Annotated in this window: 22 protein-coding genes; 7 read left to right on the top strand and 15 right to left on the bottom strand. The window is 39.8% G+C overall.

Annotation, left to right across the window (positions count from 1 at the left end; genetic code table 11):
- Positions 1 to 31: 31 nt before the first annotated feature.
- From FTU77_RS05535 to efp, 6 genes are all read right to left on the bottom strand, one after another.
- On the bottom strand, positions 32 to 2,044 hold the full coding sequence (locus tag FTU77_RS05535) for a DUF3488 and transglutaminase-like domain-containing protein (RefSeq protein WP_180055127.1): 2,013 nt from the start codon (positions 2,042 to 2,044) through the stop codon (positions 32 to 34).
- A gap of 3 nt (positions 2,045 to 2,047) precedes the next feature.
- The gene (locus FTU77_RS05530; RefSeq protein ID WP_180055125.1) at positions 2,048 to 2,953 is read right to left on the bottom strand and encodes a DUF58 domain-containing protein; all 906 of its coding nucleotides are present in this window, start codon (positions 2,951 to 2,953) and stop codon (positions 2,048 to 2,050) included.
- A gap of 12 nt (positions 2,954 to 2,965) precedes the next feature.
- Complete coding sequence (locus FTU77_RS05525; protein WP_180004888.1) at positions 2,966 to 3,922, bottom strand: MoxR family ATPase; 957 nt, start codon at positions 3,920 to 3,922, stop codon at positions 2,966 to 2,968.
- A gap of 228 nt (positions 3,923 to 4,150) precedes the next feature.
- Positions 4,151 to 4,453, bottom strand: coding sequence for a YbdD/YjiX family protein (locus tag FTU77_RS05520; protein WP_078190160.1), 303 nt, complete (start codon positions 4,451 to 4,453; stop codon positions 4,151 to 4,153).
- A gap of 13 nt (positions 4,454 to 4,466) precedes the next feature.
- Entirely contained in the window at positions 4,467 to 6,569 is a 2,103-nt protein-coding gene (locus tag FTU77_RS05515) for a carbon starvation CstA family protein (protein WP_078190161.1), read from the bottom strand.
- Between the two features lie 194 nt (positions 6,570 to 6,763).
- A complete protein-coding gene (gene efp / locus FTU77_RS05510) occupies positions 6,764 to 7,333 on the bottom strand; it encodes an elongation factor P (protein ID WP_067762759.1) in 570 nt (189 codons plus the stop codon).
- A gap of 388 nt (positions 7,334 to 7,721) precedes the next feature.
- Between efp and epmB the strand changes: the two genes are divergently transcribed.
- From epmB to FTU77_RS05495, 3 genes are read left to right on the top strand one after another with little or no spacing between them, the layout of a single operon-like run.
- Positions 7,722 to 8,738, top strand: coding sequence for an EF-P beta-lysylation protein EpmB (gene epmB / locus FTU77_RS05505; protein ID WP_180055123.1), 1,017 nt, complete (start codon positions 7,722 to 7,724; stop codon positions 8,736 to 8,738).
- Positions 8,739 to 8,752: 14 nt separating this feature from the next.
- Positions 8,753 to 10,498, top strand: a complete 1,746-nt coding sequence (locus tag FTU77_RS05500; RefSeq protein WP_180021984.1) for a GTPase — start codon at positions 8,753 to 8,755, stop codon at positions 10,496 to 10,498.
- Entirely contained in the window at positions 10,480 to 12,609 is a 2,130-nt protein-coding gene (locus FTU77_RS05495) for an EAL domain-containing protein (protein ID WP_180055121.1), read from the top strand. The genes FTU77_RS05500 and FTU77_RS05495 overlap by 19 nt, the downstream gene beginning before the upstream one ends.
- A gap of 83 nt (positions 12,610 to 12,692) precedes the next feature.
- Here the strand turns inward: FTU77_RS05495 and rpmE are convergent, their stop codons facing one another.
- The 5 genes from rpmE to FTU77_RS05470 form a co-directional block, all read right to left on the bottom strand.
- Positions 12,693 to 12,917: a 50S ribosomal protein L31 gene (rpmE, locus tag FTU77_RS05490; RefSeq protein ID WP_078190165.1), complete on the bottom strand. Its 225-nt coding sequence runs from the start codon at positions 12,915 to 12,917 to the stop codon at positions 12,693 to 12,695.
- A gap of 217 nt (positions 12,918 to 13,134) precedes the next feature.
- On the bottom strand, positions 13,135 to 13,605 hold the full coding sequence (locus tag FTU77_RS05485) for a hypothetical protein (protein ID WP_180055119.1): 471 nt from the start codon (positions 13,603 to 13,605) through the stop codon (positions 13,135 to 13,137).
- 51 nt (positions 13,606 to 13,656) lie between these two features.
- Entirely contained in the window at positions 13,657 to 14,631 is a 975-nt protein-coding gene (locus tag FTU77_RS05480; protein WP_180055117.1) for a bile acid:sodium symporter family protein, read from the bottom strand.
- 222 nt (positions 14,632 to 14,853) lie between these two features.
- On the bottom strand, positions 14,854 to 15,255 hold the full coding sequence (gene gloA, locus FTU77_RS05475) for a lactoylglutathione lyase (RefSeq protein ID WP_180055115.1): 402 nt from the start codon (positions 15,253 to 15,255) through the stop codon (positions 14,854 to 14,856).
- A 198-nt stretch (positions 15,256 to 15,453) separates the two neighbouring features.
- Positions 15,454 to 17,598 carry an MFS transporter gene (locus FTU77_RS05470; protein WP_180055113.1) on the bottom strand — a complete coding sequence of 715 codons (2,145 nt, stop codon included), beginning with the start codon at positions 17,596 to 17,598 and terminating at the stop codon, positions 15,454 to 15,456.
- 205 nt (positions 17,599 to 17,803) lie between these two features.
- On the opposite strand from FTU77_RS05470, the gene FTU77_RS05465 reads away from it, so the two are divergent.
- Positions 17,804 to 20,437, top strand: a complete 2,634-nt coding sequence (locus FTU77_RS05465; RefSeq protein WP_373685808.1) for a Lon protease family protein — start codon at positions 17,804 to 17,806, stop codon at positions 20,435 to 20,437.
- Between the two features lie 182 nt (positions 20,438 to 20,619).
- Here the strand turns inward: FTU77_RS05465 and grxD are convergent, their stop codons facing one another.
- Entirely contained in the window at positions 20,620 to 20,961 is a 342-nt protein-coding gene (gene grxD, locus FTU77_RS05460; protein WP_067762767.1) for a Grx4 family monothiol glutaredoxin, read from the bottom strand.
- A 198-nt stretch (positions 20,962 to 21,159) separates the two neighbouring features.
- Between grxD and FTU77_RS05455 the strand changes: the two genes are divergently transcribed.
- Complete coding sequence (locus FTU77_RS05455) at positions 21,160 to 22,371, top strand: aspartate aminotransferase family protein (RefSeq protein ID WP_180055109.1); 1,212 nt, start codon at positions 21,160 to 21,162, stop codon at positions 22,369 to 22,371.
- 68 nt (positions 22,372 to 22,439) lie between these two features.
- Here the strand turns inward: FTU77_RS05455 and FTU77_RS05450 are convergent, their stop codons facing one another.
- The 3 genes from FTU77_RS05450 to surE all read right to left on the bottom strand — a co-directional run bounded on the left by FTU77_RS05450 (position 22,440) and on the right by surE (position 25,180).
- Positions 22,440 to 23,369, bottom strand: coding sequence for a LysR family transcriptional regulator (locus FTU77_RS05450; protein WP_180004878.1), 930 nt, complete (start codon positions 23,367 to 23,369; stop codon positions 22,440 to 22,442).
- Positions 23,370 to 23,461: 92 nt separating this feature from the next.
- A complete protein-coding gene (locus tag FTU77_RS05445) occupies positions 23,462 to 24,292 on the bottom strand; it encodes a peptidoglycan DD-metalloendopeptidase family protein (RefSeq protein WP_078191836.1) in 831 nt (276 codons plus the stop codon).
- Positions 24,293 to 24,406: 114 nt separating this feature from the next.
- On the bottom strand, positions 24,407 to 25,180 hold the full coding sequence (gene surE / locus FTU77_RS05440; RefSeq protein WP_180055106.1) for a 5'/3'-nucleotidase SurE: 774 nt from the start codon (positions 25,178 to 25,180) through the stop codon (positions 24,407 to 24,409).
- A 116-nt stretch (positions 25,181 to 25,296) separates the two neighbouring features.
- On the opposite strand from surE, the gene FTU77_RS05435 reads away from it, so the two are divergent.
- Both FTU77_RS05435 and FTU77_RS05430 read left to right on the top strand, forming a co-directional pair.
- Positions 25,297 to 25,671, top strand: a complete 375-nt coding sequence (locus FTU77_RS05435; protein ID WP_168377836.1) for an MCR_0457 family protein — start codon at positions 25,297 to 25,299, stop codon at positions 25,669 to 25,671.
- 226 nt (positions 25,672 to 25,897) lie between these two features.
- Positions 25,898 to 26,284, top strand: coding sequence for an MCR_0457 family protein (locus tag FTU77_RS05430; protein ID WP_180010406.1), 387 nt, complete (start codon positions 25,898 to 25,900; stop codon positions 26,282 to 26,284).
- The last annotated feature ends 30 nt before the right edge of the window (positions 26,285 to 26,314 follow it).

The raw sequence follows: 26,314 nt of genomic DNA, 5'->3' as shown, positions 1-26,314 counted from the left end.
GAATGCGTAGAATCATATTCATTTTTATTTTTTATGACAAGCCCTTTTCTGAGTTTTTTAAACTTTGCGTACAAGTTTTAAGCAAAGCCTTAAAATATTGAATATCATGAGAACTTAGCGCGGTACCTACATAAATTTCCTGCTCAAATAACTTGATGGATTGTTCAAATGAACGCCTTTCATGTTCAGGTACATTTTCAGCCAAACGTTGTAGCCAATGCCTAAAACTTTCAGCCCCCCCTTTTTGCTGGCTCAAAGGTAAATTCTTTGCAAACTTGGCAATTTCTCTTTCAAGAGGGCTTAGGCTTTTTCTTTTTTTCCACAAAATCCATATAAAATATAATGCTACAATGCCACCAATACTCAAAATAAGAAGTAACCCACCTGCATAAGCAGAATTTGTACCGAGCTTTTTAAACCATTGTTGCTGCGATTCTGCATTGTAACCCACCACTTTGCTCTGCCATTGGTAACTCGCATAATCACTCCATACACGGACTTTTTTCAACATCGAAAATTGTTGATAGGCCCAAGTCGACTGCTGTCTCCCAAAAATTGTCCGATCTTGTTCCATATAATCCTGCATCCCACCATCGATACGCTGAGGTGCGATCATGGCTGTAGGATCAATTCGACGCCAATGTTGATTGACATAAACCTCTGTCCACGCATGTGCATCGAGCTGACGAACTTCCCAACTTTTTCCATCTGGTGCTAACTGACCACCTTGATATCCCACGACAATACGTGATGGAACACCTACATAGCGCATCAACATTGCAAAACTCGAAGCAAAATGTTCGCAAAAGCCCTGTCTTGATCCAAATAAAAAATTATCTATCCGATTTTGCCCCAATACACCTGGGCTTAAAGTATATGCAAAGCGATTTTGTTTATACCATTGCAAAACTTCGGCAATATAACGCTCAGGATTTTGATGACTTCGCTGCCATAATGTTTGGGCCAATCGTTGTGATTGAACATCCAAGTGTTCAACATAGCGAGTGTTTAATTTTTCAAGTAGAGCCACATTTTTTATTTGTGGCGGCTCTGCACTTCCTAACCATTTCAGTTGAATCGGCTCTGTACGTGCTGTTAATCGGTAGGGTGTAATTCGACCATCTTGACCTAAAGCAAAACGTGCTTCGTTGGGAACGGATTGCTCCAACGACATAATCCACATCACCCTTGGATCGGCGGCCAAATATTGATAATTCAATGTCCGCTTGGGTTTTAACTCGGCTGGATTCAGCTGTATAACGTTCTGGTTAAAAAAATGACTGGTCCATTTAGAACCATCATATTCATCTAATGCCATCGCCCGCCAATACAGCTCTGTACGTGGTGGCAAGGCTTGAATATCTCCAATTATACGAAAAGCCAAACTACTCGACTGTGATAACTCAGCAATATCACCCGGAGACATGCTGTCACTGATCCCTGTTGTGGCTTTATTTTCAGGAATAGGAATGTGCCATAGCGGTGGCAGGCGTGGAAAAAAGAGAAACAGTAAAATAAAAAATGGAACAGCTAAGCCAATAAATTTTCCCACATGCCCAATATCTTGTTTAATCGCCTGTATTTCACCGCTTGAGTCTTGGCTAAAACCAACGGTCTGTAAACGGTACAACCCAATAAAACAGCTCAACAACGCCAATAAAATAACCAATGCCATGGCAAAAGACTGGCTAAACAAAAAACTACTGGCAATCACAAACATCGCAAAGTTAAATAAAATAATTACATCACGACGTGTTTTTGTTTCTAAAGATTTAGCAAATAAAAATGTACTGAGTACTGCAACCCCTGCATCAACACCAATAAAGGTTTTATGGCTTATATAAATGCTAAATAATGCTGTCAATGTCAGCACATAAGTTAAAATTTTAGAAAATGGTTTTTTACTGGCGCGGGTATTGAGTAATAAAATAAGCCAAATGACTAAAAATACTAATGATGTCACCACTGGTATATAAAGCATTTGCGCAATGAGCACCAAAGCTAAAGTGAGTAGTATGGAGCGGCGTATGGTATTTTCAATCATAAATCAAGCCTGCGCCAATAACCGTTTAGCTTCGGAAAAATGCAGTGTTCCAGTGCCTGATGCTAACTCAGCATTAGGTAAATACAGTGCATAGTGATCGTGATTTTGCTCAGCCTGCTCGACTAACCCCATCATGAGGCTAAGTTTTTCTTCATGACTTTGAGCTGGCATATGGTGATAATGGATCTCTAATTTCTTTAGATCTTCATATTGCTCAAAAACTTTGACATACATGCCTTGTCCTCGTGCTGCTTGTTTCCAAGACACCGCATGAAGTGAATCCCCCGTCTGAAAACTCCGTAATTCGCGAAATTCATCAAGATCAGGTTCAAAGTTTTGCTGTTGTTGCTTATTTTCAACGGAATGCCAACTGGCTTGAGGTGCAACCCACGCTGGTTGCTGTACGTACAAATACGTCCAGGCCCGAACCAAACCAAAGGGATAAACACTATAAATTTGTATGGGTGGAATCTGAAAAAAACCGCGTTGGCTGGTTGTAAAATTTAATTGAAAGCCATGCTGTTGCGTATTGAACAATAATTTATGTAGCTGATTTTCAGTTTTAATCCACAAATATCGCGCCTGTTCAGCATCTTGCTTAAAGTAAATTTCGACCGAGAGTAATTCACCTGCTTGCGGTGTATCAACAACATTTATTTGAATCTGCAACGCATGAAGCTGCTTAAAAGTAATATAGAAACTAATACTCAATACGGCGCTAATTAAAAAGCAAAAGCCTAAAATCAAATTATTGGCATAATTCACACCTGCAATAAAAGTGATGAAAATTAATACCAAATACAAGTAGCCTTGCTGATAGATAAAGATCAAGACATCTTTTTGAGTCAGCTGCTTGTGCTGATCGATTTTAAATCGACGTTCAATCCATTGCTGCCACATTGAAGCCAAGGTTCAACTCCTTTATTGAATCGAAACTTGTTCTAAAAGCTTAAAGGCTTCAAGATCTGACAACCCAATTCGATGAGATACCACAGCTGTAAAAACGGCTTGTACATCGTCAGGATTCACATAATTTCGCTGCTCAATCAGCGCATAGGCTTGCGCAGCTTTTTTTAAGGCTAAAACACCACGAGTAGAAAGACCATGTCTCCCCTTACGTGTCTCAGCAGCAAGATCCAAAATGTAATCCATTAAACGATCACTCAGATGTATCTGCTCGACAAAGCCTTGTAGTTGTAAAATTTCTGCTTCATTAAAGATATGTGCTAATGCCGCAATCAGATCATGGCGTGAAGTTTGTTGGAGCAATAATTTCTCTGCCTGACGCGATGGATAACCTAAAGACAAACGCATTAAAAACCGGTCCAACTGGGACTCAGGTAAGGCATAAGTACCACTTTGAAATAAAGGGTTTTGTGTCGCAATCACCCAAAATGGTTGAGGCAAAGCATAGCGCACACCGTCGACCGTCACATAGCCCTCTTCCATCGCTTCCAATAAAGCACTTTGGGTCTTTGGACTACAACGGTTGATTTCATCTGCCAATAAAATTTGGGTAAAAATCGGCCCAGATTTAAACTCAAAATGATGTTCTTTTTGATTAAACATATTTACCCCAATCACATCGCTGGCCAGCATGTCATTGGTAAATTGAATCCGTTGAAACTTTAATCCCGCCAAATGTGACAAGGCGCTAGATAATGTCGTTTTTCCTAAACCAGGTAAGTCTTCAAATAGCACATGCCCACCAGCCAATAGACAAGCTAAAGCCAATTTGGTTTGCTGATTTTTATCCAAAATAATTTGGTTAATTTGTTCGAGGAATGTATTTATTTTCGGGTAAAAAGGCGCAAGGCTCTGCTCACTTAAAAGCGTTGATGTATTATTTTGTTGGCTTTTCTCTGATCCCCAAAACACCTTTTATTCCCCAATAAAAAAGTTAAATGAATGACTAACATACAGGGTTTTATTTAAAAATACAGTGTTTATCTCCAAGCCATACCCAGTTCAATACTTTAAATACATACGCTTGATATTTATTGAGTATACAAAAACGTTGTTTTCGCTTCGACTGATCAAAATTCAGCAAAAAAAAAGCGTCCCGAAGAACGCTTTTTTATTGGATTTTTAGCACAAGTCAAAGCATTAGCAAGGACACTTCTTCATGTCACCACCAGCTGATGGATAACGTGCATCTACACAGTGACGATAAAATGTTTTTGCATCCATCGCTTCCAAATCAGGATGATGTTTTGCCATATGTTCCAAATAGTTTTGGTAATCTGGCACACCCACCATCAGGCGGAAGCTTTGCTGTAAACGTTGCCACAACGTCGCAATACGTGACCAATTTTTCGGGTTCAGAATTAGATCCTTCTGCGACATAATGGTCATTTTAATGATTTTATAAATCACCGTTTTTCCACTTTTTGCAAACTTCAGGTTCATTCATATTCCCCTATTAATGTGCTGAATTCGACGGATTAATTTCAGCTGGGTCACGGTAAATCGCTTCTGCTTCATTCACCGATGGATTTGGATTTGCCAAAGCACGACGCACCACACCAATCGCTGCAAATAACATCACAAATGCCACAATCATAAAGAATGCACAAAGACCGGCATTGATTTGATTCGACAATGCAACCGTATGCATTTCAGCCATGGTTTTCGCAGGTGCCAACAATTCATTCTTCGCAATGGCTGCGTTAAAACGATCTGCTTGAGCCAAGAAACCAATCTTTGGATTTTCGTGGAAAATCTTCTGCCAACCAGCGGTCATTGAAGTAATAAACAAGAATACTGTTGGGATAATCGTTACCCAAACATACTTTTGTTTTTTCATCTTAAATAAAATCACTGTACCCAAAATCAATGCCATCGCAGCAAGAATTTGGTTACCAATACCAAATAGCGGCCATAAGCTATTAATACCGCCAAGTGGATCAACCACACCTTGGTAAACGAAGAAGCCCCAACCTGCGACAGCCACAGCGGTACCCAACAGATTTCCGAAGAAATTATGTGAGTTTTTAACCGCAGGAACTACGATACCCACTGTATCTTGCACCATGAAACGACATGCACGCGTACCTGCATCCACAGCAGTTAAAATGAAGAGTGCTTCGAATAGAATCGCAAAGTGATACCAGAATGCCATCATTGAACGGTTATTGAAAATTTCCGTAATAATGTGAGCCATACCAATCGCAAATGTTGGCGCACCACCTGTACGAGACAGAATCGAATTTTCACCCACTTCTTGTGCAAGTAAGGTCAATGCTTCAGGTGTTACCACGAAGCCTAATGTACGAACTGCTTCTGCAGCGGACTCAACCGTTGTACCAATCACAGCTGCTGGCGCATTAATCGCAAAATACACACCAGGCTCAAGAATCGTTGCACAGACCAAAGCCATGATCGCAACAAAAGACTCCATCAACATGCCGCCATAACCGATCATGCGAATATCTTTTTCATTATTCACAAGCTTCGGTGTCGTTCCTGAAGAAACGAGCGCATGGAAACCTGAAATTGCACCACAGGCAATGGTAATAAACAAGAATGGGAACATTGAGCCTGCAAATACAGGACCCGTACCATCAATAAAATGCGTTACCGCTGGCATTTTCATTTCAGGTAAAGCAAACATGATCCCGATTGCCAAACCTGCAATAACACCAATTTTCAAGAAAGTAGATAGGTAATCACGTGGTGCAAGCAGTAACCAAACGGGTAATACTGATGCCACGAAACCATAACCAATCAACCACCAAGTTAGTTCAGTACCTGAAAGTGTAAAGAATGGACCCCAATAAGGATGCTGTGCAATGTCACCACCATAGATAATCCCTGCCATCATCAGTACAAAACCAATGATCGACACTTCTGCAATTTTACCCGGACGGATAAATCGCATGTAGATACCCATGAAAATCGCAATCGGCACTGTGGCCGCGATACTGAAAACACCCCACGGACTGTTGGTCAACGCTTTTACAACAACCAAAGCAAGTACCGCAAGAATGATGATCATCACGCCAAGTGCACCAAGCATCACGATGATTCCAGCAAAAGAACCTAGTTCTTGTTTTGCCATTTCACCGAGTGAACGACCATCACGACGCGTCGAGATGAATAAGACTAAAAAGTCTTGAACCGCACCAGCCAGTACAACACCCACCAAGAGCCAAATTGTTCCCGGCAAATAACCCATTTGCGCAGCAAGGATCGGTCCAACTAAAGGGCCAGCACCTGCAATCGCAGCAAAGTGGTGACCAAATAGAACGCTTTTATTGGTCGGTACATAATCCAATCCGTCAGCTAAGCGATGGGCAGGCGTTAAACGTCGCTCATTCAGTTCAAAGACTTTATTGGCAATAAATAAACTATAAAAACGATACGCAATGCTATACACACAGATTGCTGCAAGGATCAGCCAAACTGCATTGACATGCTCGCCTCGACTGAGTGCTAGTATACCGAATGAAACGGCACCTAGAATGGCTACAAACAGCCAGATAATCTTTGAAGCCATTCCTGACTTCGGTTGAATGGTTTCCATCTCAATCCCTCATAAATGTTGAAATAAATCAGCTTGATTTTTCTTGTTCGAGGTACTGCTGTTTCTTCCCTTGAAACTCTACTCCTGTTATGGGCTTTTTCATCTAATACTTTGGCATAAAAATTTAAACCAATAGGTATAAAAAAAGGGATGAATCACTTCATCCCTTTCGATAATAGTCTATTTTTAAACCATTATGCACGTTCTAAATAGTCACCAGTACGGGTGTCTACACGAACGCTTTCTTCTTGCTGTACGAATAATGGAACACGTACAACTGCACCAGTTTCAAGCTTAGCAGGTTTACCGCCACCGCCTGAAGTATCACCACGTACACCTGGATCAGTTTCAACGATTTTTAATACAACGAAGTTGGGCGCGCTCACAGTTAAAGGAACACCATTCCATAACATGATTGTACAGAGTTCATTTGAGTCATCTTTCAACCATTTAGCCGCGTCGCCCATAGCAACTTTATCAGCAGCGATTTGTTCGAAAGATTCTGGATCCATGAAGTTCCACATTTCACCGTCGTTATACAAGTAGTTCATTTCAACTTCTTGGATGTCAGCAGCTTCTAGTGAATCACCAGATTTGAAAGTTTTTTCTAAAACTTTACCAGTTTTAAGGTTACGTAATTTTACGCGGTTAAAAGCTTGGCCTTTACCTGGTTTTACGTATTCGTTTTCCATGATTGAACATGGGTTACCGTCAAGCATGACCTTAAGGCCTGACTTGAAATCATTCGTAGAATAATAGGCCATGACTGGCTCACTCCAAACTTACTAACTTTAATCTATAGATGCTATGGGCTGTAACATGTCATTTAGCAAGTACTGACTGTAACATTGGCTGCCACATGCACATTAATGTGATATTGCGTATTCTAAATGACCAATGCACCATGTCGCAACGAAAAAATCCCCATTAAAGGGGTCAAGCTGCTTAACTTACACTCAGACATTAAAGAACTTTGTTTATACAATGCCCACAAACAGGTAAAATTGCTGTTGACTGAAACTTAATAAATGTTTCGTAGGCTTCATCCGTTGTGAGCTTTATCGGAATTATTTCAGCTTACACTTCAAAGTTCGACGCATTAATTTCAGCAATATTCCCCACTCACCTTTCTGCATTTTTTAAACATTCAGCATGATAAACTATTTATTTCAAGAGCAAAACTGGCAAACCCAATTGAGTGATTTGATAACAAATCCTCAAGAATTACTCGATGTATTAGAACTTTCGCATGATCAGTTATTATCGGGTGCTCAGTTCGCAGCAGATGAGTTTCGCCTACGCGTGCCGCGAGCTTTTGTTGAAAAAATGCAAAAAGGTAATCCGCTCGATCCGCTTTTACTCCAAGTCCTACCGCATCATTTAGAACTCGAAGAACACGCCGGTTTTGTTACCGACCCATTAGGTGAAGAACAAGCCAACCAACAGCCTGGTGTATTACATAAGTACAAGTCTCGTTTTTTACTGACTTTAACCGGTGCCTGCGCGGTCCATTGTCGTTATTGTTTCCGCCGGCATTTTCCCTACCAAGAAAACCTGCCTAAAAATGACGATTGGGTAAACATTAAGCAATATATCGAACAACAACCCGATATTAATGAAGTGATTTTAAGTGGTGGAGACCCGCTCACACTATCAAATCGTAAACTTCAAGTGTGGATTGAACGTTTATCGACTTTACCACAAATTAAATTTTTGAGAATTCATTCACGAGTTCCTATCGTAATCCCCAACCGTGTCGATGAAGAGCTGGTTTCTATTTTAAAAAACAGTAGGCTACGCATTATTCTAGTGGTACACTCAAATCATGCATCAGAGCTAGATGACTTCACGTGTAGCCAGCTTCAACAGCTTGTCAAACAAGGAATCACCGTGCTGAACCAAGCAGTCTTATTAAAAGGGGTTAATGATTCTGCAGATGTATTGGTCGATTTAAGTTACCGCTTATTCGACGCAGGTGTAATGCCATATTATTTACATGTTCTGGATAAAGTAAAAGGTGCTCATCATTTTGATACACCAGCTCAGGATATTGATTTAATTTATAAAAAAGTTTTAGAGAATCTACCAGGTTATTTGGTTCCTAAACTTGTACGGGAAATAGCGGGCGAAAAAAACAAGACACCGCTTTTTGGGGCTTCAACTTTTTGAGTTAAATAATAAAGATGACCACGCATACTTCAGATACGTTTTACAATCCGACTGAATTAAAGCTGGATAAATTAAGCTTTTGTCCGACCAATGCTAAAGGTCTGCAAGAGTGGTTAAACGGTATTTCAATTTTACAATTGGGTACCTCATCTAAAGCTTTATTCAATGCCTTACTTGAAATCTCCGAGCTGAAATGCCAAGAGATGTTACGTTTTGATTTGGTTCAAATATTACATCCGACTATGGAAAGTGTGCTCACGAGCTTAGAAAAACACTTTACCAATCAAAGCCTCATTACCACGGATCGTAATGACCAAATCATTGAATTAGCTATGCTTTTACGCAGTCACTTTGCCAAAATCTATATTGATATTGCCAAGCGATGTAATCAGCAGCTTAATCAACAAAAGTTTTCGATCTTTTCATTCGGCCATAAAAAAAGCTTACAAACCGCTCGAATTGCATCAATCTACTATGCGTTGCAACAACTGACACTGTTGTTGTATCAACAACACATGTTGTATGCCACACCGACGGCGGGTCAATGGATTGCGGCACATCAACTGATTGAATGTGCCATTGAACACAATTTCTATCAAAGTAATGTCAATCAGTTACTGGGTACTCAACATCAAATTGCAAATATTGCTCAAGCTTATGCACAATTAATCTTATTAGATATTTTCAATAATCATCAGATTCGCCCTGCTGAAATCCAAGGCTTGTATTTATGTAGTTTTGACTGGGCAAAATTGGTTCAAATCCTACCGAAAGAAACCACGCTTTCACGCTATGTTGTAGACACGAAAAAAGATCACCCACCGATTTATAACTCAAAACAAGATCGGTCTTATCAAGCCAATGTATACATTTCAACGCAAAACTTGCTCGATCATTTGACCGAAACGCAAACTAGAAATGCCAATTATTTATCTAAAAATGAAAAGTTATTTTTAACTCCAGCGCTATATTTCCATATTCATAATATTTTGACCAACAACACTGAACGCCGTCATGAACGTTATGAATATTCTGCGCAAATTAATATTTGCTTTAGCTTAATGGTGGCGCATTTCTATCTCTCTAAAGGTAAAAACTTCCACGAAACTTTAGATTTGGAAGGCAATTATCAATTCCACAATGAAGCCTCTTTTGTCAATTCGCATGATTCAAATATGCCAACAGGCATGACTAATGCGAAAGCGCTAGATCGTGAAGCAAAACAGATTCATACCGCTGACGTATTAGATATTAGTGTGAATGGTTATCGCATTAAATGGACTGGCCCTACCCCTGCTAATTTAAAAACCGGCGAATTTATTTTGATCCAAGAAAATGCTCAAAGCCAATGGCGTGGCGGTGTTGTTCGTTGGATCAAACAATCGACTGAAAAAAGTTTGGAATTGGGTCTCGAAGTACTGGCTCAAGATTTGTATCCATGTTCAGCCCATATTCGTACCGACCGCAATACAACAAATCATCAACCTGCTTTATTGGTACAGACCACACAACTTGATCAAGTGTCTACGACCTTAATTTTACCTGGGGCAAATCTCTTCCGAGAGAAACAAACGATCCACCTTCGCTTAGGCAAAGAAGACATCAAAGTCTATCTCACCAAAGCGCAGTTGGTGACACAAAGCTTTATTCGCTTTGAATATGAATTATTGAATGAAGAGCAAGAAAATGTCGTTAAAGACTATATTGCGAAACAGAGCAATGAGATCAAAAATAACGACTTATGGGAAGCATTAAAGTGAGAAATCCATTACTATCCAAAAAACTAAAACGTACGGAAACTCGATTACTCATTATTGATGATAATCAAATACGTTTTAACCAGATACGTGATTTATTGACAGACAGCGAACATCAAGTTCATGCCATATTACTTGATGATTTACAAAATTTCGAAAAACAGCTGAATCTCAATTGGGACTTGATCATTTTTGGACGTGCTTATGATTTAAAATATGAACAAGCTTTAAGTTTAGTTCAACTATCGAGCCAACCGAATTTACCGATTATTTTACTTAAACCCGAGGACTATCAAGCAGAACAATATGCAAGTTTAGTCAAAAAAGGGATTTATGACATTGTCGATATTGCTGAACCTGAGAGTTTCTATTTTGGTTTAATCCGTGCTTTATCCTTTAGTCGCCTACAACAATCGCAGCAACATTTAATGGAAGAGCTCGAAACAGCTCAAATCCAAACCCAGTCTTTAGTTGAAGATAGTCGTAAAGCGGTTGCCGTGATTCAAGAAGGCATTCACATTCAAGCCAATGCTGAATATCTCACTTTATTTGGTCTAAAAAATGAAGATGATGTAATTGGTCTGCCTTTACTCGATCTATTACAACCTACTGACCTCAACGACTTTAAGCAACGCTTTAAAAAAATCAGCCAAGGACAGCTCGATTTAGGACGTTTTGATCTTGTTTCGCAAAATATCGCAGTGGCTGGGCAAAACCCACTAAAACTCGAATTTATTGCCGCGGCTGAAGAAGATGCTTTACAGCTCGCAATTGAAATTGGCAGTCAAAGCAGCAATGCTGTAAGCAACGCTCCAGTTGAAGCTAGCCCACAAAAACCAAAAGCATTTCAACAACTCAACCGCACCATTGGCCAGCAACCTGCTAATGTAAATGCATTGGTTCTATTTACATTGGCTTCTTGTTCTGATGCGATTTTTCAAAAAGATTGGAATACTTATAAGAGCTATTTCACCAATATTAAAGACTTCTTGAAAGATCAGACTCATGCTCCATTATTTAGTTTAGATAATGGTGCAATCGTTGCCTTATTCCAAGCGGATAATCAGCTCAAACTTGAGTCTAAGTTGATTGGTCTTAACACCCTGAGCAAACCTCAATTACTCAGTGTAAACAATGAAACTTATCCATTAAATTTACGCATAGGATACAGTGTTTTAGACAGCGATATTCGTGATGAAGCACATTTTGATACCTTTATTGCGAAAGCCTTTAATACTGCGCTACCAACCAACCAACAAGCACCTGAAATCGATTTAACTATTCCATTAGAAATTGATATACCAAGTTTGGATTTTGGTACACCAGAAGCACAAATTGCGCCGATTGTCGTTAGTGATGAAGCTCCTGTTATTAAGGCCCTTCGCAACTGCTTAGAACGCGGTGAAATTCATCTTAAATATCAACAACTGTATGATAAAGAAGATTCTCATCTTTATACTTATGAAGTAACCAGCGGCTTTATTTTTGAAAATAAATGGAAAGATATCGCCCAACTGCGTGAGTTAGCTGAAGACTCGGAGCTTTCCATTAAATTGGATCGTTGGATCTTGGTTGAATCGTGTAAACAGCTACACAACTTCATCACTCAGTTCCCTGAAGCTAAATTAATCGTTAACCTGAACAAAGAAGTGCTATATAACGACCGCACCTTCCCTGAGTTTATTTCGAAACTAATTACGATTATTCGTAGTAAATTGAAAAATCCACTGATTTTACAATTTGCCGAAGAAGACATTCAGCTCAATATCGATGCCGCTCAAAAAGCATTTGTAGAACTTCGTAAAAATGGTGCCGAACTGGCTTTACGCAATTTTGGTCATTCGATGTTTAGTGAATCATTATTACGCCAAATGGATGTTCACTGCTTAACATTAGATTCAAGTTTGACCAAAATGCTTGCAAACGATAAGTCGTGCCAAGAGCTCCAAGAAAAAATTACCACTTATCATGAAATCAAAACTGTTGAAATCATGTTACGTGAATTAAATGACATGACACTGTTTGCCAATGCTTGGAATGTCGAAGCTCGCTTTATTCAAGGCGATTATTTCCAGAAGAAACTCGACCATCTCATCGATGTTCAGGACCAATAAGGTTCTGAACATTGCCGATTTAAGGTTTATCTTTTTTATCGGCACAAAAAAACGGGCATAAAGCCCGTTTTTCGTTTTGGATATTAACGTTTGATAGAACGTGACATACCAGCAAAACGTTGCTTGAATTTGTCGATACGACCGCCAGTGTCAACGCTTTTCTGTTTACCAGTGTAGAATGGGTGGCAAGCAGAACATACGTCTAGGTAAATAGTTTCTTTACCAAGAGCTGAACGAGTTTCAATTACGTTACCGCATGAACATGTAGCAACTAAAGTTTCATATTTTGGGTGAATATCGGCGCGCATCGTCGATTACTCCTAAGATTTAAGAAGGTTTAGCTGTCATCGCAATTGATCACTCTTGTATCGCTACAAGGAAGGCTTAAAAAAGCAGACCAACACCATAACAGACCATTCTTTTGGCCCACCGAGACGGATACCGTCAGAGCTAAGCACAACAAGTTGGGGCAAATTATAGCTGATTTTTTAATGTTAATAAATAGATATTCAAGGCTGAATCGCTCTACTCTTTAGGTTGAGCTTGCTCTAAATATTTCTGATATTGTAATTCGACTGTACGCTGAAATTGGGCTTGATCAAAATGGTTTAATCTTTCAATAAATGCAGGACAAAACGTCGTAGCATTTACTGACTGTAATGATCTGCTCATACCCTCTAAAATACTTTGAAGCTGCTGTTTAAATTGTGCATCGACTGACAGATCAACATCTTTTGCCTTTAATGGCTCTACACCATTAAAACGGACAGCCTGAACCGCAGCAATTAATTTAAGCTTTGCAGTTTGATAAGCCTGATCTAATTCCGTATTCATCTGTGGTTGTCGATCACGACAAAAATCCAACATGGGCTGCAGGCTGATGAGCGGCATTTTTTCAATGACATCACGGTTACTATTTACGGATAAATCCTCTTGAGCATGAACGACTGTGTTCATACCCAAGAATAAAATGAAGATGCCTTTTTTAATTTTCATGATTTTTTTTCATCTATATAAGGTATTTTAAAAGAACCTATTCATCTCGCCCTATTCTTGCCCACGGCTTTGTTTTGCCCAAAGGTTGGCAATCACACCACAGACCATCAACTGAATCTGGTGAAAGATCATAATCGGTAAAACTATCATCCCCATCGGCTGCCCAATAAATAAAATTTGTGCCATGGGCACGCCGCTCGCCAAGGTTTTTTTAGAACCACAAAAGAAAATCGTCTTTTGATCAGCTCGGCTAAAGCCCAACCAACGTGGTACATATAGCGCCAATAACATAATGATTGTTAACAAGACAGAGCACGCCACAATCAACAGGAATAAAGTCATACCACTCACATGATGCCATAGCCCTGCCACCACCGCACTGCTGAATGCGCCATAGACCACCATCAAAATTGAGCCCTGATCAAATACCTTCACAATTTTTGGCATTTTCTTCATATAAGGAAACACCCAAGGACGGAGGAGCTGCCCTAAAATGAAGGGAATCAGTAATAACAGGGTAATTTGGATAATAGATGCCGTCGGATCGTAGTTATGTTGTGACTGACCGAGAATAAAATAGGCCACCATCACTGGGGTAATAAACATCCCAATAATATTTGAAAATGATGCACTACAGACTGCGCCAGCAACATTACCCTGTGCTACCGAAGTAAATGCAATAGAAGACTGTACTGTCGAGGGTAAAAAGCACATAAACAAAAAGCCCCAATACAACTCTTGCCCTAACATCGGCACGAGAATTGGTTTCGCCATTAAACCCAATAATGGAAATAATGCAAAGGTAAAAGCAAAAACTAAAGCATGTAACTTCCAATGCAAAATGCCTTCAACCACAGCCTCACGAGACAACTTTGCACCATGAAGGAAAAATAAAATGGCAATTGCAGCCGTGGTAATATAGCCAAAGATTTCTGCAGCTTGACCACTAACAGGCAAAAAAGTCGCAAGTATGACCATTACAAAAAGTAGAATGGTAAAACGATCCAAAGCCAACATTTTCAGCATAACAACATCCTGTACAAATTTCCCTTTAAACGCATCGACAAAAAAATGCCCAATAAGCTAAATTTACCATTGAGTAAATTTCATCTTACTGGGCCATGTAAATAAAGCCAGCTTTTCTCCGATATATTCATTATTTTAAACGTTGATAGTGAGCTCAACGCAAAAAAAATTATAAATAAGAATATTCAGCATTACATATGACTTTAAATGAATAATTGCAGATTAATTATTTCGTGCATTTGAGTCTTGTTGGATCAACTCAATTTTATAGCCATCTGGATCTTCAACAAAGGCAATGACGGTCACACCACCTTTCATTGGTCCTGCTTCACGTACCACGTTTCCGCCACATGCTTTAATTTCTTCACAAGCCTTGTAGGCATCATCTACTGCAATAGCAATATGGCCATACGCATTTCCCAACTCATAACTATCTGTATCCCAGTTATGCGTTAACTCGAGTACAGTATGATTTTCTTCATCACCATAGCCCACAAATGCCAAAGTAAAACGACCTTCTTCATAATCACGCTTACGAAGCAAAGTCATACCGAGTACTTCAGTATAGAACGCCAATGAACGCTCTAAATTGCCTACACGTAACATGGTATGCAGCATGCGCATAATCGAGTTTCCTAAATCTATCATTATGTTTGAATACTATAGGGATTTAACATGCAAAGTTCAATTTAAGTCTAGAGCACATATACCGCCTTATTTCAAATATCCTTGTCCAAAACCGTAGACCTGCTTAGGCTATTTAACAGCTTAGAATAAAAAAGCCCACTCAAACTGAATAGGCTTTTTTTAAGTTAAATTGAATTATGAATTGGATTTTTGTTCATGTTCTCTCAATAGTTTGGCGACCCAAACCACTAAAATTAAAATCGGAATACCAATTAAAGTCGTCATCAAGAAAAAGTTTGGATAACCGATATTGGTCACAATCGTACCTGAGTAACCGCCTAAAATTTTAGGGGTTAAAGTCATTAATGAACTAAAGATGGCATATTGAACCGCTGTGAAAGAAACACTGGTCAAGCTCGATAAAAATGCAATAAATGCCGCGCCTGCAAGACCTGACGCCAAGTTATCGACAATGATCGCGAAATATAGCCACAGCGAACTATAAGGCTTAATGACCTTACCTTTGATTTCCACATTTTGTTCAGCACTAGCCAAATTAATCGGTTGAATATCAACACCAAGTACACCCGCCATATTAGCCGATGTATTCACTTGATATGCTAAATCGACACTCTTTTTCACTACATCATTTTCTAGCAGTTGAGCCGTTAATGTTTTTTGCTTTGCTGTTTCGAGCGCTTGCCCTGGAATTGCAGCACTAAAAACACCGGTTTTATCAAGCTTCGCGTCGAATGGTTTAGCATCCAAAATAATTTGAATTTTTTGATTTTCTTTTAACTCGCCTGCCAAGTATTGTCCACGGACCACGATACTATTTGCAGTCTCTTGAGCTGAAATCGTGTTATCTGAAGTCACTGGCAACAACATCATTGCTGAGTTTGCAAAAGCATTATTCAGATACGGCAAACTCACCTGTATTGGATGTTGATTCTTAGACTGATAATCCGCACTGACTTTAATATTTTGATCTGCAGCCAAGATTGCTTTTGGAATTTGAACTGCCCAAGCACCCGTATCATCCGGCGTCGCTGTATATTGCTGCCCTGCTACATTGACAGTGACATCACTCAATGGCTGACCTGATTTGACCAGACCGATAAAAATCAAGTTTGTTGAACTTGCTAAAATCGCACCAACAAACATCAATTTCATAATGTTCATGCGCTGCGCTAGCAAACCGCCAAGGAAGCCACCAACCAAGCTAAATATCACACCATAGACTTTTACAGCTTCGGCAATCTGCTCTTTGGTGAAGTTTAAATCTTGATAAAACACATTAGAAATGACGCCGGCGATAATATCGGAAATACGGTAAAAACCAATAAGTAACAACAACACTAAAGCCAGTTTTAGACCATAACGCTTAAAGAAATCTGCAACTGGATTAACCCAAGTTTCAAATGCCATCTGCTTATTTACAGCACCCGATTTCACTAAAACAGAACCGACACCAAAAGCAACCACAGCTGAACCAATAAAGCGTACAGCCTCTAAACAGAACAAGGCGAATGAGTCTGAAATTTGCCACTGCTCTTTCAAGCTTTCAACCGCTACACCTGAATAGATATAACTCAAGACAAAGGCAACCACCGCAGCAAAGAATACAGCGACTAAACGATAATAGTCGGTCCGTTTATAATGCTTTTGTACACGGTCAACTTGCGGCTCACGTATCGATAAAGTTGTGATAATACCGATAACCATCACAGCAGCCATTGCAAGGTAAGTATATTTCCAAGCTTCATAAATATAGTTACCTTTGGCCGTGCCTAAATATGCAGCCAAAAATAACGCCCCTGCACCTGCCACGATCATGCCGATACGATAACCTGCATTATAGGTCGAAGCTAAAACGGTCTGCATTTCAGTTTCTGCCAACTCAATACGATACGCATCAATCACAATGTCTTGCGTTGCGGCAGAAAAACCAAGTAATACGGCTCCAGCAGCCATTTGGTAAATATAGCTTTGCCCTAAAGCTGGGTCTGAAAATGCCATGATACAAATTGCACAGATAATGAGAACCTGAGCGATCAACAACCATGCACGGCGACGTCCGAGTTGTTTGGTTAAAAATGGTACAGGCAACTCATCAATTAAGGGTGCCCAAACAAACTTAAACGAATAGCCAAGTGCAGCCCAACTAAAAAAAGTTACTGCACTTTTATCAATTCCTGCTTCACCTAACCAAAGCGATAAACTGGAAAAGATCAGTAAAATTGGAATACCGGCCGAAAAGCCAAGAAAAAGCATAATCAGCGCACGTCGGTCTAAAAATGCAGTAAAAGCAGATTTCCATCCTGAAGCTTGTGTTGTCATGACTCAGTTATTTTTGTCAAAATCGAATGTTGCTATTCAAGCGCTTAATGACAACGGTTTCAACAACATTTATGAAATCATTGTTTTATTTTATCGATATTTCGCATGCTGTTGCTTGATCTTTGGCATTAAACCTGTATACCTTAATTACATATCTCTATTCTTTAGTTTTTTGGATTCAACAGTGACCCAGCGACTTGAACAAATTCACTCTTCTTTATCAACCACCATTAATGAAACCAACACAAAAAACTTAGCAGAAACAGTAACGACACTAAAGAGCGCTTTTGATCAACCCGAAATACAAAATACTTTAACTAAAACCCAGTTGCAGCCAATTCAGCTGACGCATACGCCTGAGCTTAAAAAAATACCGACATCTACCAAGCGGATCAAACCACTCAATGACTTTTTAGGACAAGATCGTGCCCGTGCTTCGGTCGAAGCTGGCATTGCATTACCCTATTCAGGCTATAACATTTTTGCTGTAGGTACCGCAGGCTTAGGTAAGCGCACCATGATTAAGCGCTTATTACAACAACACGCTAAAAATATGCCAACGCCTTCAGACTGGGTGTATGTCAATAATTTTAAGTTTCCGCGTGAACCGATTGCGCTAAAACTTCCTTCTGGTCAAGCGACAAAGTTCCAAACGTTATTACATCAAAGTTGGCAAACCACATTAAAACAGCTTGAACGTCGCTTTACCGCAGAAACCTATCACAATCGCATTGAAATGATTCGCCAACATGCTGGTGATGAACAACATCTTGCCTTAGTTGAATTAACCCGTGAAGGTGAAGAACTTGATCTTAAACTGATTTCTCAGGATGATGATCATTGCTTCGTTCCTGTTCATTTGGTTGATAACAAATACCAAGAAATGTCGAAAGAAGATATCAATGCATTAAGCAGTAAACAACGAGCTGAAATTGCGTCAAACGTCCGTTATATGGATAAAAAACTCGAACGTCTTGGTCTGCATCTTGGTGATCTTGAAGATGATGCTCGCGATAAAGTTCAAGTTTTGAACCGTGAAATTGCTAAACAAGTTGTGATGCCGCGTATTGATGTGATTCAAAATAAATTCAGCATGGTTGAAGGCTTAGAAGATTATCTGAAGCAATATGCAGATGACATTATTCAAAATGTTGAGTTTGTACTTGAGCAAGAAGAAGATGACTTTACACCCGGCCAATTTAACCGCGTGCCATCTCGCTACCAAGCAAACATCATCGCCACACATAAACCTAATGCTGGTGCGCCCGTTATTTTTGACGATTTCCCAACCCATTACAATTTGCTAGGTCATGTCGAACAACTGACCCAAAATGGCACCATTACTACAGACTTTACGTTAATCCGTCCTGGTGCATTACATAAGGCCAATGGTGGTTTCCTCATCTTGGAAGCTGAACAACTTTTAGAGCAGCCTTATGCATGGCAAGGTCTAAAACGTGCATTAAAATCAGGACATTTAAAGCTGTCTTCACTTGAGCATATGCTTACACTAACTGGTAGTATTTCGATTGAACCAGAAGCTATTGATTTAAATATCAAAGTGATCCTGCTTGCTGAACCTGATATTTATTACGATATTTTAGAACTCGAACCTGAGCTGGGCAGTGTCTTTAAAATTCGTGCCGATTTCACCGATACATTACAACGTAATGACATTAATGAGCAGGCATATATGCAGCTGATTGCTGACTATGTGCAAACTGACAAACTTCTGCCGTTTGACCGTACAGCACTTGCTGCACTGTTAACTGATTCAAGTCGTCAAGCTGAAGATCAAAGCTCTTTGTCATTACATGCCCTCACCTTAGGTGATTTGATTCGTGAAGCACATCATCATGCAGCACTTGCTGGCGATAAAATGGTGACAGAAACACATATCAACACCGCTCTTGATCATCGTAAATACCGTCTAGGCTACTTACGTGAATTGTATTGGCAAGATCTCACTCGCGGTACACAGTTAATCGAAACCAAAGGTCATCGATTCGGGCAGATTAACGCCCTCTCTGTGATTCAATATGCAGATGTTGAATTTGGTTTACCGTCACGTTTAACGGCTTCGGTTTATCAAGGTGGCGGCGATATTTTAGATATCGAGCGTAGTGTAGAACTCGGTGGTTCTTTACATGCCAAAGGCGTCCTGCTGATGTCGAGTTTCTTAAAGGCACACTTTGGTCGTGAACAAATTTTACATTTCTCTGCTGCCCTCGCCTTTGAGCAAAGCTATGGTCAAGTGGATGGCGACAGCGCAACTGTTGCAGAGCTTTCAGCTCTGATTTCCGCTATTAGCCAATTACCGATCGATCAATCATGGGCGATTACCGGTTCAATGAACCAATTAGGTCAAGTTCAACCGATTGGGGGTGTAAATGCCAAGATTGAAGGCTTCTATGATGCATGTAAATTACAAGGGTTAACAGGCAAGCAAGGTGTGATTATTCCACGCCAAAATATGCAGCACTTAATGTTACGCAAAGATGTGATTGAAGCTGTGCAACAAGGTCAATTCCATATTCACGCCATAGATACCATTGACCAAGCATTAGAAATTTTGATGGCGCGTCCAGTAGGCACTCTTGATAAAAAAGGTCGTTATAGCAAAGGCTCAATCTACGCTGCTGTCATGGAGCAACTTGAGTACTGGCAAGCGATTGAAGATGGTGCTGAGTTTGAGGAAGAAGAGCCAAAGAAAAAGAAAAAAAAGAAGAAGTCTAAAAAGGACAAAGATAAAAAGGCAAAGAAGTCTGAAGCTCAAGACAGTACTGCTGAAAATGAGCAAGTCATTGAGGAAAGTCCGACTGAAGACAATCCGTCATAAATCTTCGATGAGTTTATTCATTTGTTGATTTTTCCACCACTCATTGTGCTTTAAATGCCTATGAGGATGGTGGAAAAACGCATAACCCCAGACTTTTTAGATAATTAAGTCATAAAAAAAGCGCCTTAAAGGCGCTATTTTTATCTGTATCCAATGATTAAAATCATCAAATACACATCCAATTAAGCTTCAGGAGCTGGGCTATATTGTTCAACTAAAGGTTGTAATTCACCTTTTTGGAACATATCAAGCATAATGTCGCTACCACCGATCAATTCACCATTGATCCATAATTGTGGGAAAGTCGGCCAGTTTGCAATTTGTGGAAGAGTTGCGCGAATATCTTGATTTTCAAGAATATTTACATAAGCAAATGGACGACCAATTTGACTGAGCGCTTCTACTGCACGCGCAGAGAAACCACACTGTGGAAACTGTGGAGTGCCTTTCATGTAAAGTAGAACTGCGTGTTTAGCAATTTGGTCACGAATTAACGCTTCTGTATCGCGTGCTTGTTCAGTCATTGATATATCCTCAATAAATCTGCTTCGCATTATACCCAAAACTGAGTAAAACAATATGACTAAAGCAATATTTCACGTTTTATTTACATTTCAGCTTTTCAAGTGAGTCATATTTTGCTTATATAGACCTCTTGATGCTCATATATATATGGCGTCTCCTCTATATTATTTCAATCACCTGACAAATTAGAGTTAGTCATGAATAACATTACCCTTGCCCCAGTACAAACTGATCAACCATCGCACTTGATGCCAGTATTTGGCCGCCAACCGATCAGCTTTGTCCGAGGTCAAGGTGCTCACCTGTATACCGCAGATGGCACAGAATACTTAGACGCACTGACAGGGATAGCTGTTTGTGGTTTAGGTCACTCACATCCTGCAATTACAGCTGCAATTGCTGAACAGGCAGCGACCCTCATTCATACCAGTAACTTATTTGAAGTGCCTTGGCAAACGGCTGCTGCGCAAAAATTAGCTGAAGTTGCGGGTATGGAAGAAGTTTTCTTCTCAAATAGTGGTGCAGAATCAAATGAAGGTGCAATCAAAATTGCACGTAAATTTGGTCATATGCAAGGTGTTGCAAGCCCTAAAATTATTGTTGCTGATCATTCATTCCATGGTCGTACCATGGCAACGTTATCTGCGACAGGTAACAAAAAAGTTCAAGAAGGCTTTGGCCCATTGGTTGAAGGTTTTATTCGTGTACCTTTTGGTGATATCGAAGCAATTGAAGAAGCTGCAATTCACCACCCTGACATCGTAGCGATTTTGGTTGAGCCGATCCAAGGTGAAGGTGGTGTAAATACTGCACCTCAAGGTTTTAGCTACCTCGAAGAAATTCGTCAAATCTGTAATCAACACAACTGGTTAATGATGCTTGATGAAGTGCAAACAGGTAACGGCCGTACTGGTAAATACTTTGCATATCAACACACCAATATTATTCCTGACGTGCTAACTACAGCAAAAGGTCTAGGTAATGGCTTCCCTATCGGCGCAGTCATGACTCAAGGTCGTGGTGTTGGAGTTTTAACAGCGGGTAACCACGGTTCAACTTATAGCGGTACTGCATTAGGTTCACGTGTGGTTTATACCGTGATTGATACCATTCAAAAGGAAAACCTTGTTGAAAATGCTGCAAATATGGGTGCGTATCTTGTTGAGCAATTCACAGAGCAACTTGCAGAGCAAAACGTAACTGTTCGTGGTTTTGGTTTAATGGTCGGCATTGAATTACCAAAAGCATGTGGCGAACTTGTGAATATTGCACGTGATGAGCATCACTTGATTATTAACGTAACAGCAGGCTCTGTGATTCGTTTATTGCCTACGCTGAACATCAATAAAGAACAAGCGGATATCTTGATTGAACGCATTGTTAAAATGGTGAAAAACTTTCTAGCGTAATTTGTGCCGAAAGTAAAAAAAGCCGCTGATTGCGGCTTTTTTTATATCTTTTTAAACCTTTTTTGTTTTTATGAGGCTTCTTGGTATACACGTCCGCCTGGTAATTGACTGAAATACAATTTTAATGCATCTAGGCAACGATGAATTTTAGTAGGCTGTTGATCACGTTTAGACATCACCGCATATAGAGTAAATGATGGTAAACGCCATTCTGGTAAAACTTCAACAAGAGAACCGTTTAATAAGTCTTTTTGCGTATCTAGATATAATATTCTTGCAATGCCATGTCCTTGTTGACACATTGCTTTTGCAGCAAATACATTATTTGTTGTAAATCGGGAGTGCACATCCAATGCAACCTGCTCTTTAGTCACTGCATTTTCAAATGCAAAATGCTGAAAGTTTTTAACCAAATTTATTTGAACCATATCATGATTTTGTAAATCTTCTGGTCGTGTAATTAAACTGGTTTGGTTGATATAGCTTGGTGCAGCAACGAGAACTTGTTCAACATGTGCCAATGGCACCACATGAAACTGTTGATCATCAATTTTTGAACTCATTCGTAGCGCAATATCAATGCGTCCATCAATTAAGTCGATATATTGATTATCTGCTTCTAGATGAACGGATAAACCACGATGTGCCGACATCCAATGTGACAATGCAGGAATCACATGATTCGCACAAATTTCTGGTGTTGATGCAATACGTAATTCACCGACTAAGTCGTCACGAAGTTCATTGATACGAATTTTGCCGCGCTCTGCGGCAGATAGCATCTCTTGGCAACTATGAAAAAAAGCTTGTCCAGCTTCTGTCAAACTTAACTTACGTGTTGAACGATGTAAAAGAATGACTTCCATATCCTGCTCTAGTGAGCGGATTTGCTGACTCACGGCACTCGTGGTAATACCTAACTCACGAGCAGCACCGCTAAACGAATTTTTTTCCACAACGCAAGCAAAGACACCCATTGCTCGAAGTTGATCTAACATAAATTTCCCTCATAAACTTATGAGAAGCTTCATCTTTCGATAAAAGCAACTCATTGTATTATACGGGGATATTTTGCTTTTGCATTATATATTTAATTATTTGGTAAAACTGAAGTTGGATTGATTGGTTTACCATCTAAACGCACTTGGAACTCAAGCATCGTGCGGTTGGTACCCGATGAACCCATCTCACCAATTTGCTGCCCTGCTTTCACAGTATCGCCACTTTTGACATTCATTTTACTGTTATGTGCATATGCAGTGATATAGCCATTAATATGCTTCACCAAAATTAAATTGCCGTACTCTTTAAGACCATCGGCGGCATAGACCACTTGACCATCAGCTGCTGCAAAAATAGGATCACCTGTATTACCTGCGTAACGTGTTCCTTTCACATTCGATGCTAAGTTATAGCCTTGTAATACCGTAGGACGCGATACTGGACTCACCCAACGTAAACTTGAAGAACTGACCACTGGCGTTGGAACTGTAGTTCGCGTCACTGTCGATGGAGTGGTTGAAGCTTGAGTCACGGGCGCTGTTTGCGTTGGCATTGCAATCGTTTGGCGTTGAATTGGTGCCGCTTGAGTCATGGCTTGTGTAGACGTCGTACGACGAGAGCCACTATTTTTAAGGCGAATGGATTGTCCAACATAGATGCGATAAGGCTGGGCAATATCGTTCATTTCTGCGATGCTGACATAGCTCAAGCCATAGCGAGCTGCGATGCCACTTAAAGTATCTCCCGAACGCACTGTATAATAATCCGGAGCAGTCGCATAACGGGTCGCATTATTAATTTGTGGTTTTGACGCACAGCCAGTCATGACCAAAGTTGTAACCACAGCAGCAGATAAAACAAGGGTCTTAAATAATGCTGCAGGAGCGGTAATAACGCGATATTGTGACACCAGGGACATCATCTTCCTCACTAATAATTCAAATATAGTCATTATGAATGGGCTAAGATTAGCAAAAATCCACTCTAAAAAAGTTGCGGCATAACCATTTTCACAAAGTTATAACACTAATACTTAAATTTTAGATAACTCTGCGTGTAAGTTATTCAAAATCTCATAGTTTGTAGCATCCATTTGTATAGGCGTTACACTGACATAACCATTTGCCACGGCAAAAAAATCTGACTCGATATCGGTTAAGCCTTTCTTAGGCTCTGCCACTGCCTCGCCTGCCAATCCAATCCAATAGACTTGACGACCACGCGGGTCTACATGACTGGTAATCGGTTTGGACTGTAAACGTCTTCCTTGATAGGTCACTTTGGTGCCTTTAAGTTCAACAACATCTGGAATATTAATATTAAAAATATGTCGTGCAGGTAGCGCGGGTAGTCCATTGGCAATAAAATCATGCACCCATTGCGCGGCGACTGCATAATCTTCTGGGTTATTATAACTACGCACATTTGGCCCAGCCAAAGAGACGGCTAGCGCAGGTTGTTTCATTAAACGGCCTTCAAATGCCGCACCCACTGTCCCTGAATACAGCACATCATCACCCAGATTTGCGCCACTATTGATTCCACTCACCACCAGATCAAATTCGAAGTCGAACAAGCCATTCATTGATAAATACACACAGTCCGCAGGTGTACCATTTACCGCCCACATATTCGGTGCAATTTCGACAGGTCGTAATGGTCGATCTAAAGTTAAAGCACTTGAAAAACCGCTGCGTTCGCTTTCAGGCGCCACGATCACCACACGACCGAGAGGACGCAATGCATGTGCTAAAGCTTGGATACCGGGAGCAAAAACGCCATCATCATTGGCAATTAATATATTCACAACTAAATTTCCATTACTAAAAAATTAAAAATGACTCGCAAGAACATTTTATTGAAATATATGAATAATTATATATATTTACATTTCAACATCCAGCATAAATGTGTGTGTACAAAATGAATAAAACCGTAGCACTTCGTGGTTTATTGGGCTTTGCTCTAGCAGCTTGCATGACTCAAACTGTGGTCGCAGACAATGACTTCACTCAAGAAGAAGCCAATACCATCGTAAAAGAAGATATTGCATCTGCACAAGTCATGTTAGAAGTATGCCCTGCGATTATTGGTCAAAATGCAAAATTTGATGCCAACATTCAAGCACTCACTAAAACATATCTTGCTGATTATTCTGATAAATCAATGACTTTAGAAAAACTACAGTCTGACAGCGAATATAAATCAGTTCTTGAAGAAGCACGTCAAGCTGCTAAAGAAACTGATAAAGCTGAACAAAAATCAGTTTGTGATGACGTTTTAAATTATGAAGGTTAATTGATCATTCAGATTTGGACGCCCTCTCAATAGGTTAGTCCTAATTGCATCAAACCTGCCAAAAAAGGATGACGCTTATAGCCTCATCCTTTTTTCTTTCACAATGTATTGATTTCTAAACAGCTTCAATACAATTTTCTACTGATCTCTACCCAAAATATGATTAAGCTTGGCTAATAAATTTTAGCTATTTGATATCTTTTAGGTTATTTAACAGGTTATTTAAATGAAAAACTTTTTTGTAAAATCTCTTTGTGCCCTTAGCCTTTCTGCTTTTGCGTTCACCACCATGTCTGCACATGCCGCAGATGAAAAAATTGAAGTGACTCCTACACCTCAAGTGACCAGTCAAGAACTTGCAGCTATTTATGTACTTTCTGAAGTTTGTCCAAAACTGGTGAATGACAAAGATCAGCCGAAGTTTGAAGCGGGTTATGCAAAATTAGCCAAAGAATATATGCCGAATGAAAAGAACCCTGTAAATGCCTTACAACAGCTCAGCAAACAAAAAAGTTTTAAAGAAGCTTTAAAAGAAGCGCAGTCTGATGCGAAGAAAGCTGGTGACAAAAAAAATGGTATGATTTGCAAAGAATTAACTGCTTACAGCAAATAATACCAATTGGTTACAATACTTTTAAAATAA

Origin of the sequence: Acinetobacter sp. YH12142 (assembly GCF_013418435.1) — a bacterium.
GTDB lineage: Bacteria > Pseudomonadota > Gammaproteobacteria > Pseudomonadales > Moraxellaceae > Acinetobacter > Acinetobacter amyesii.
The sequence above is the reverse complement of the archived record's forward strand: the minus strand, read 5'-3'. Positions and strand labels throughout refer to the sequence as shown.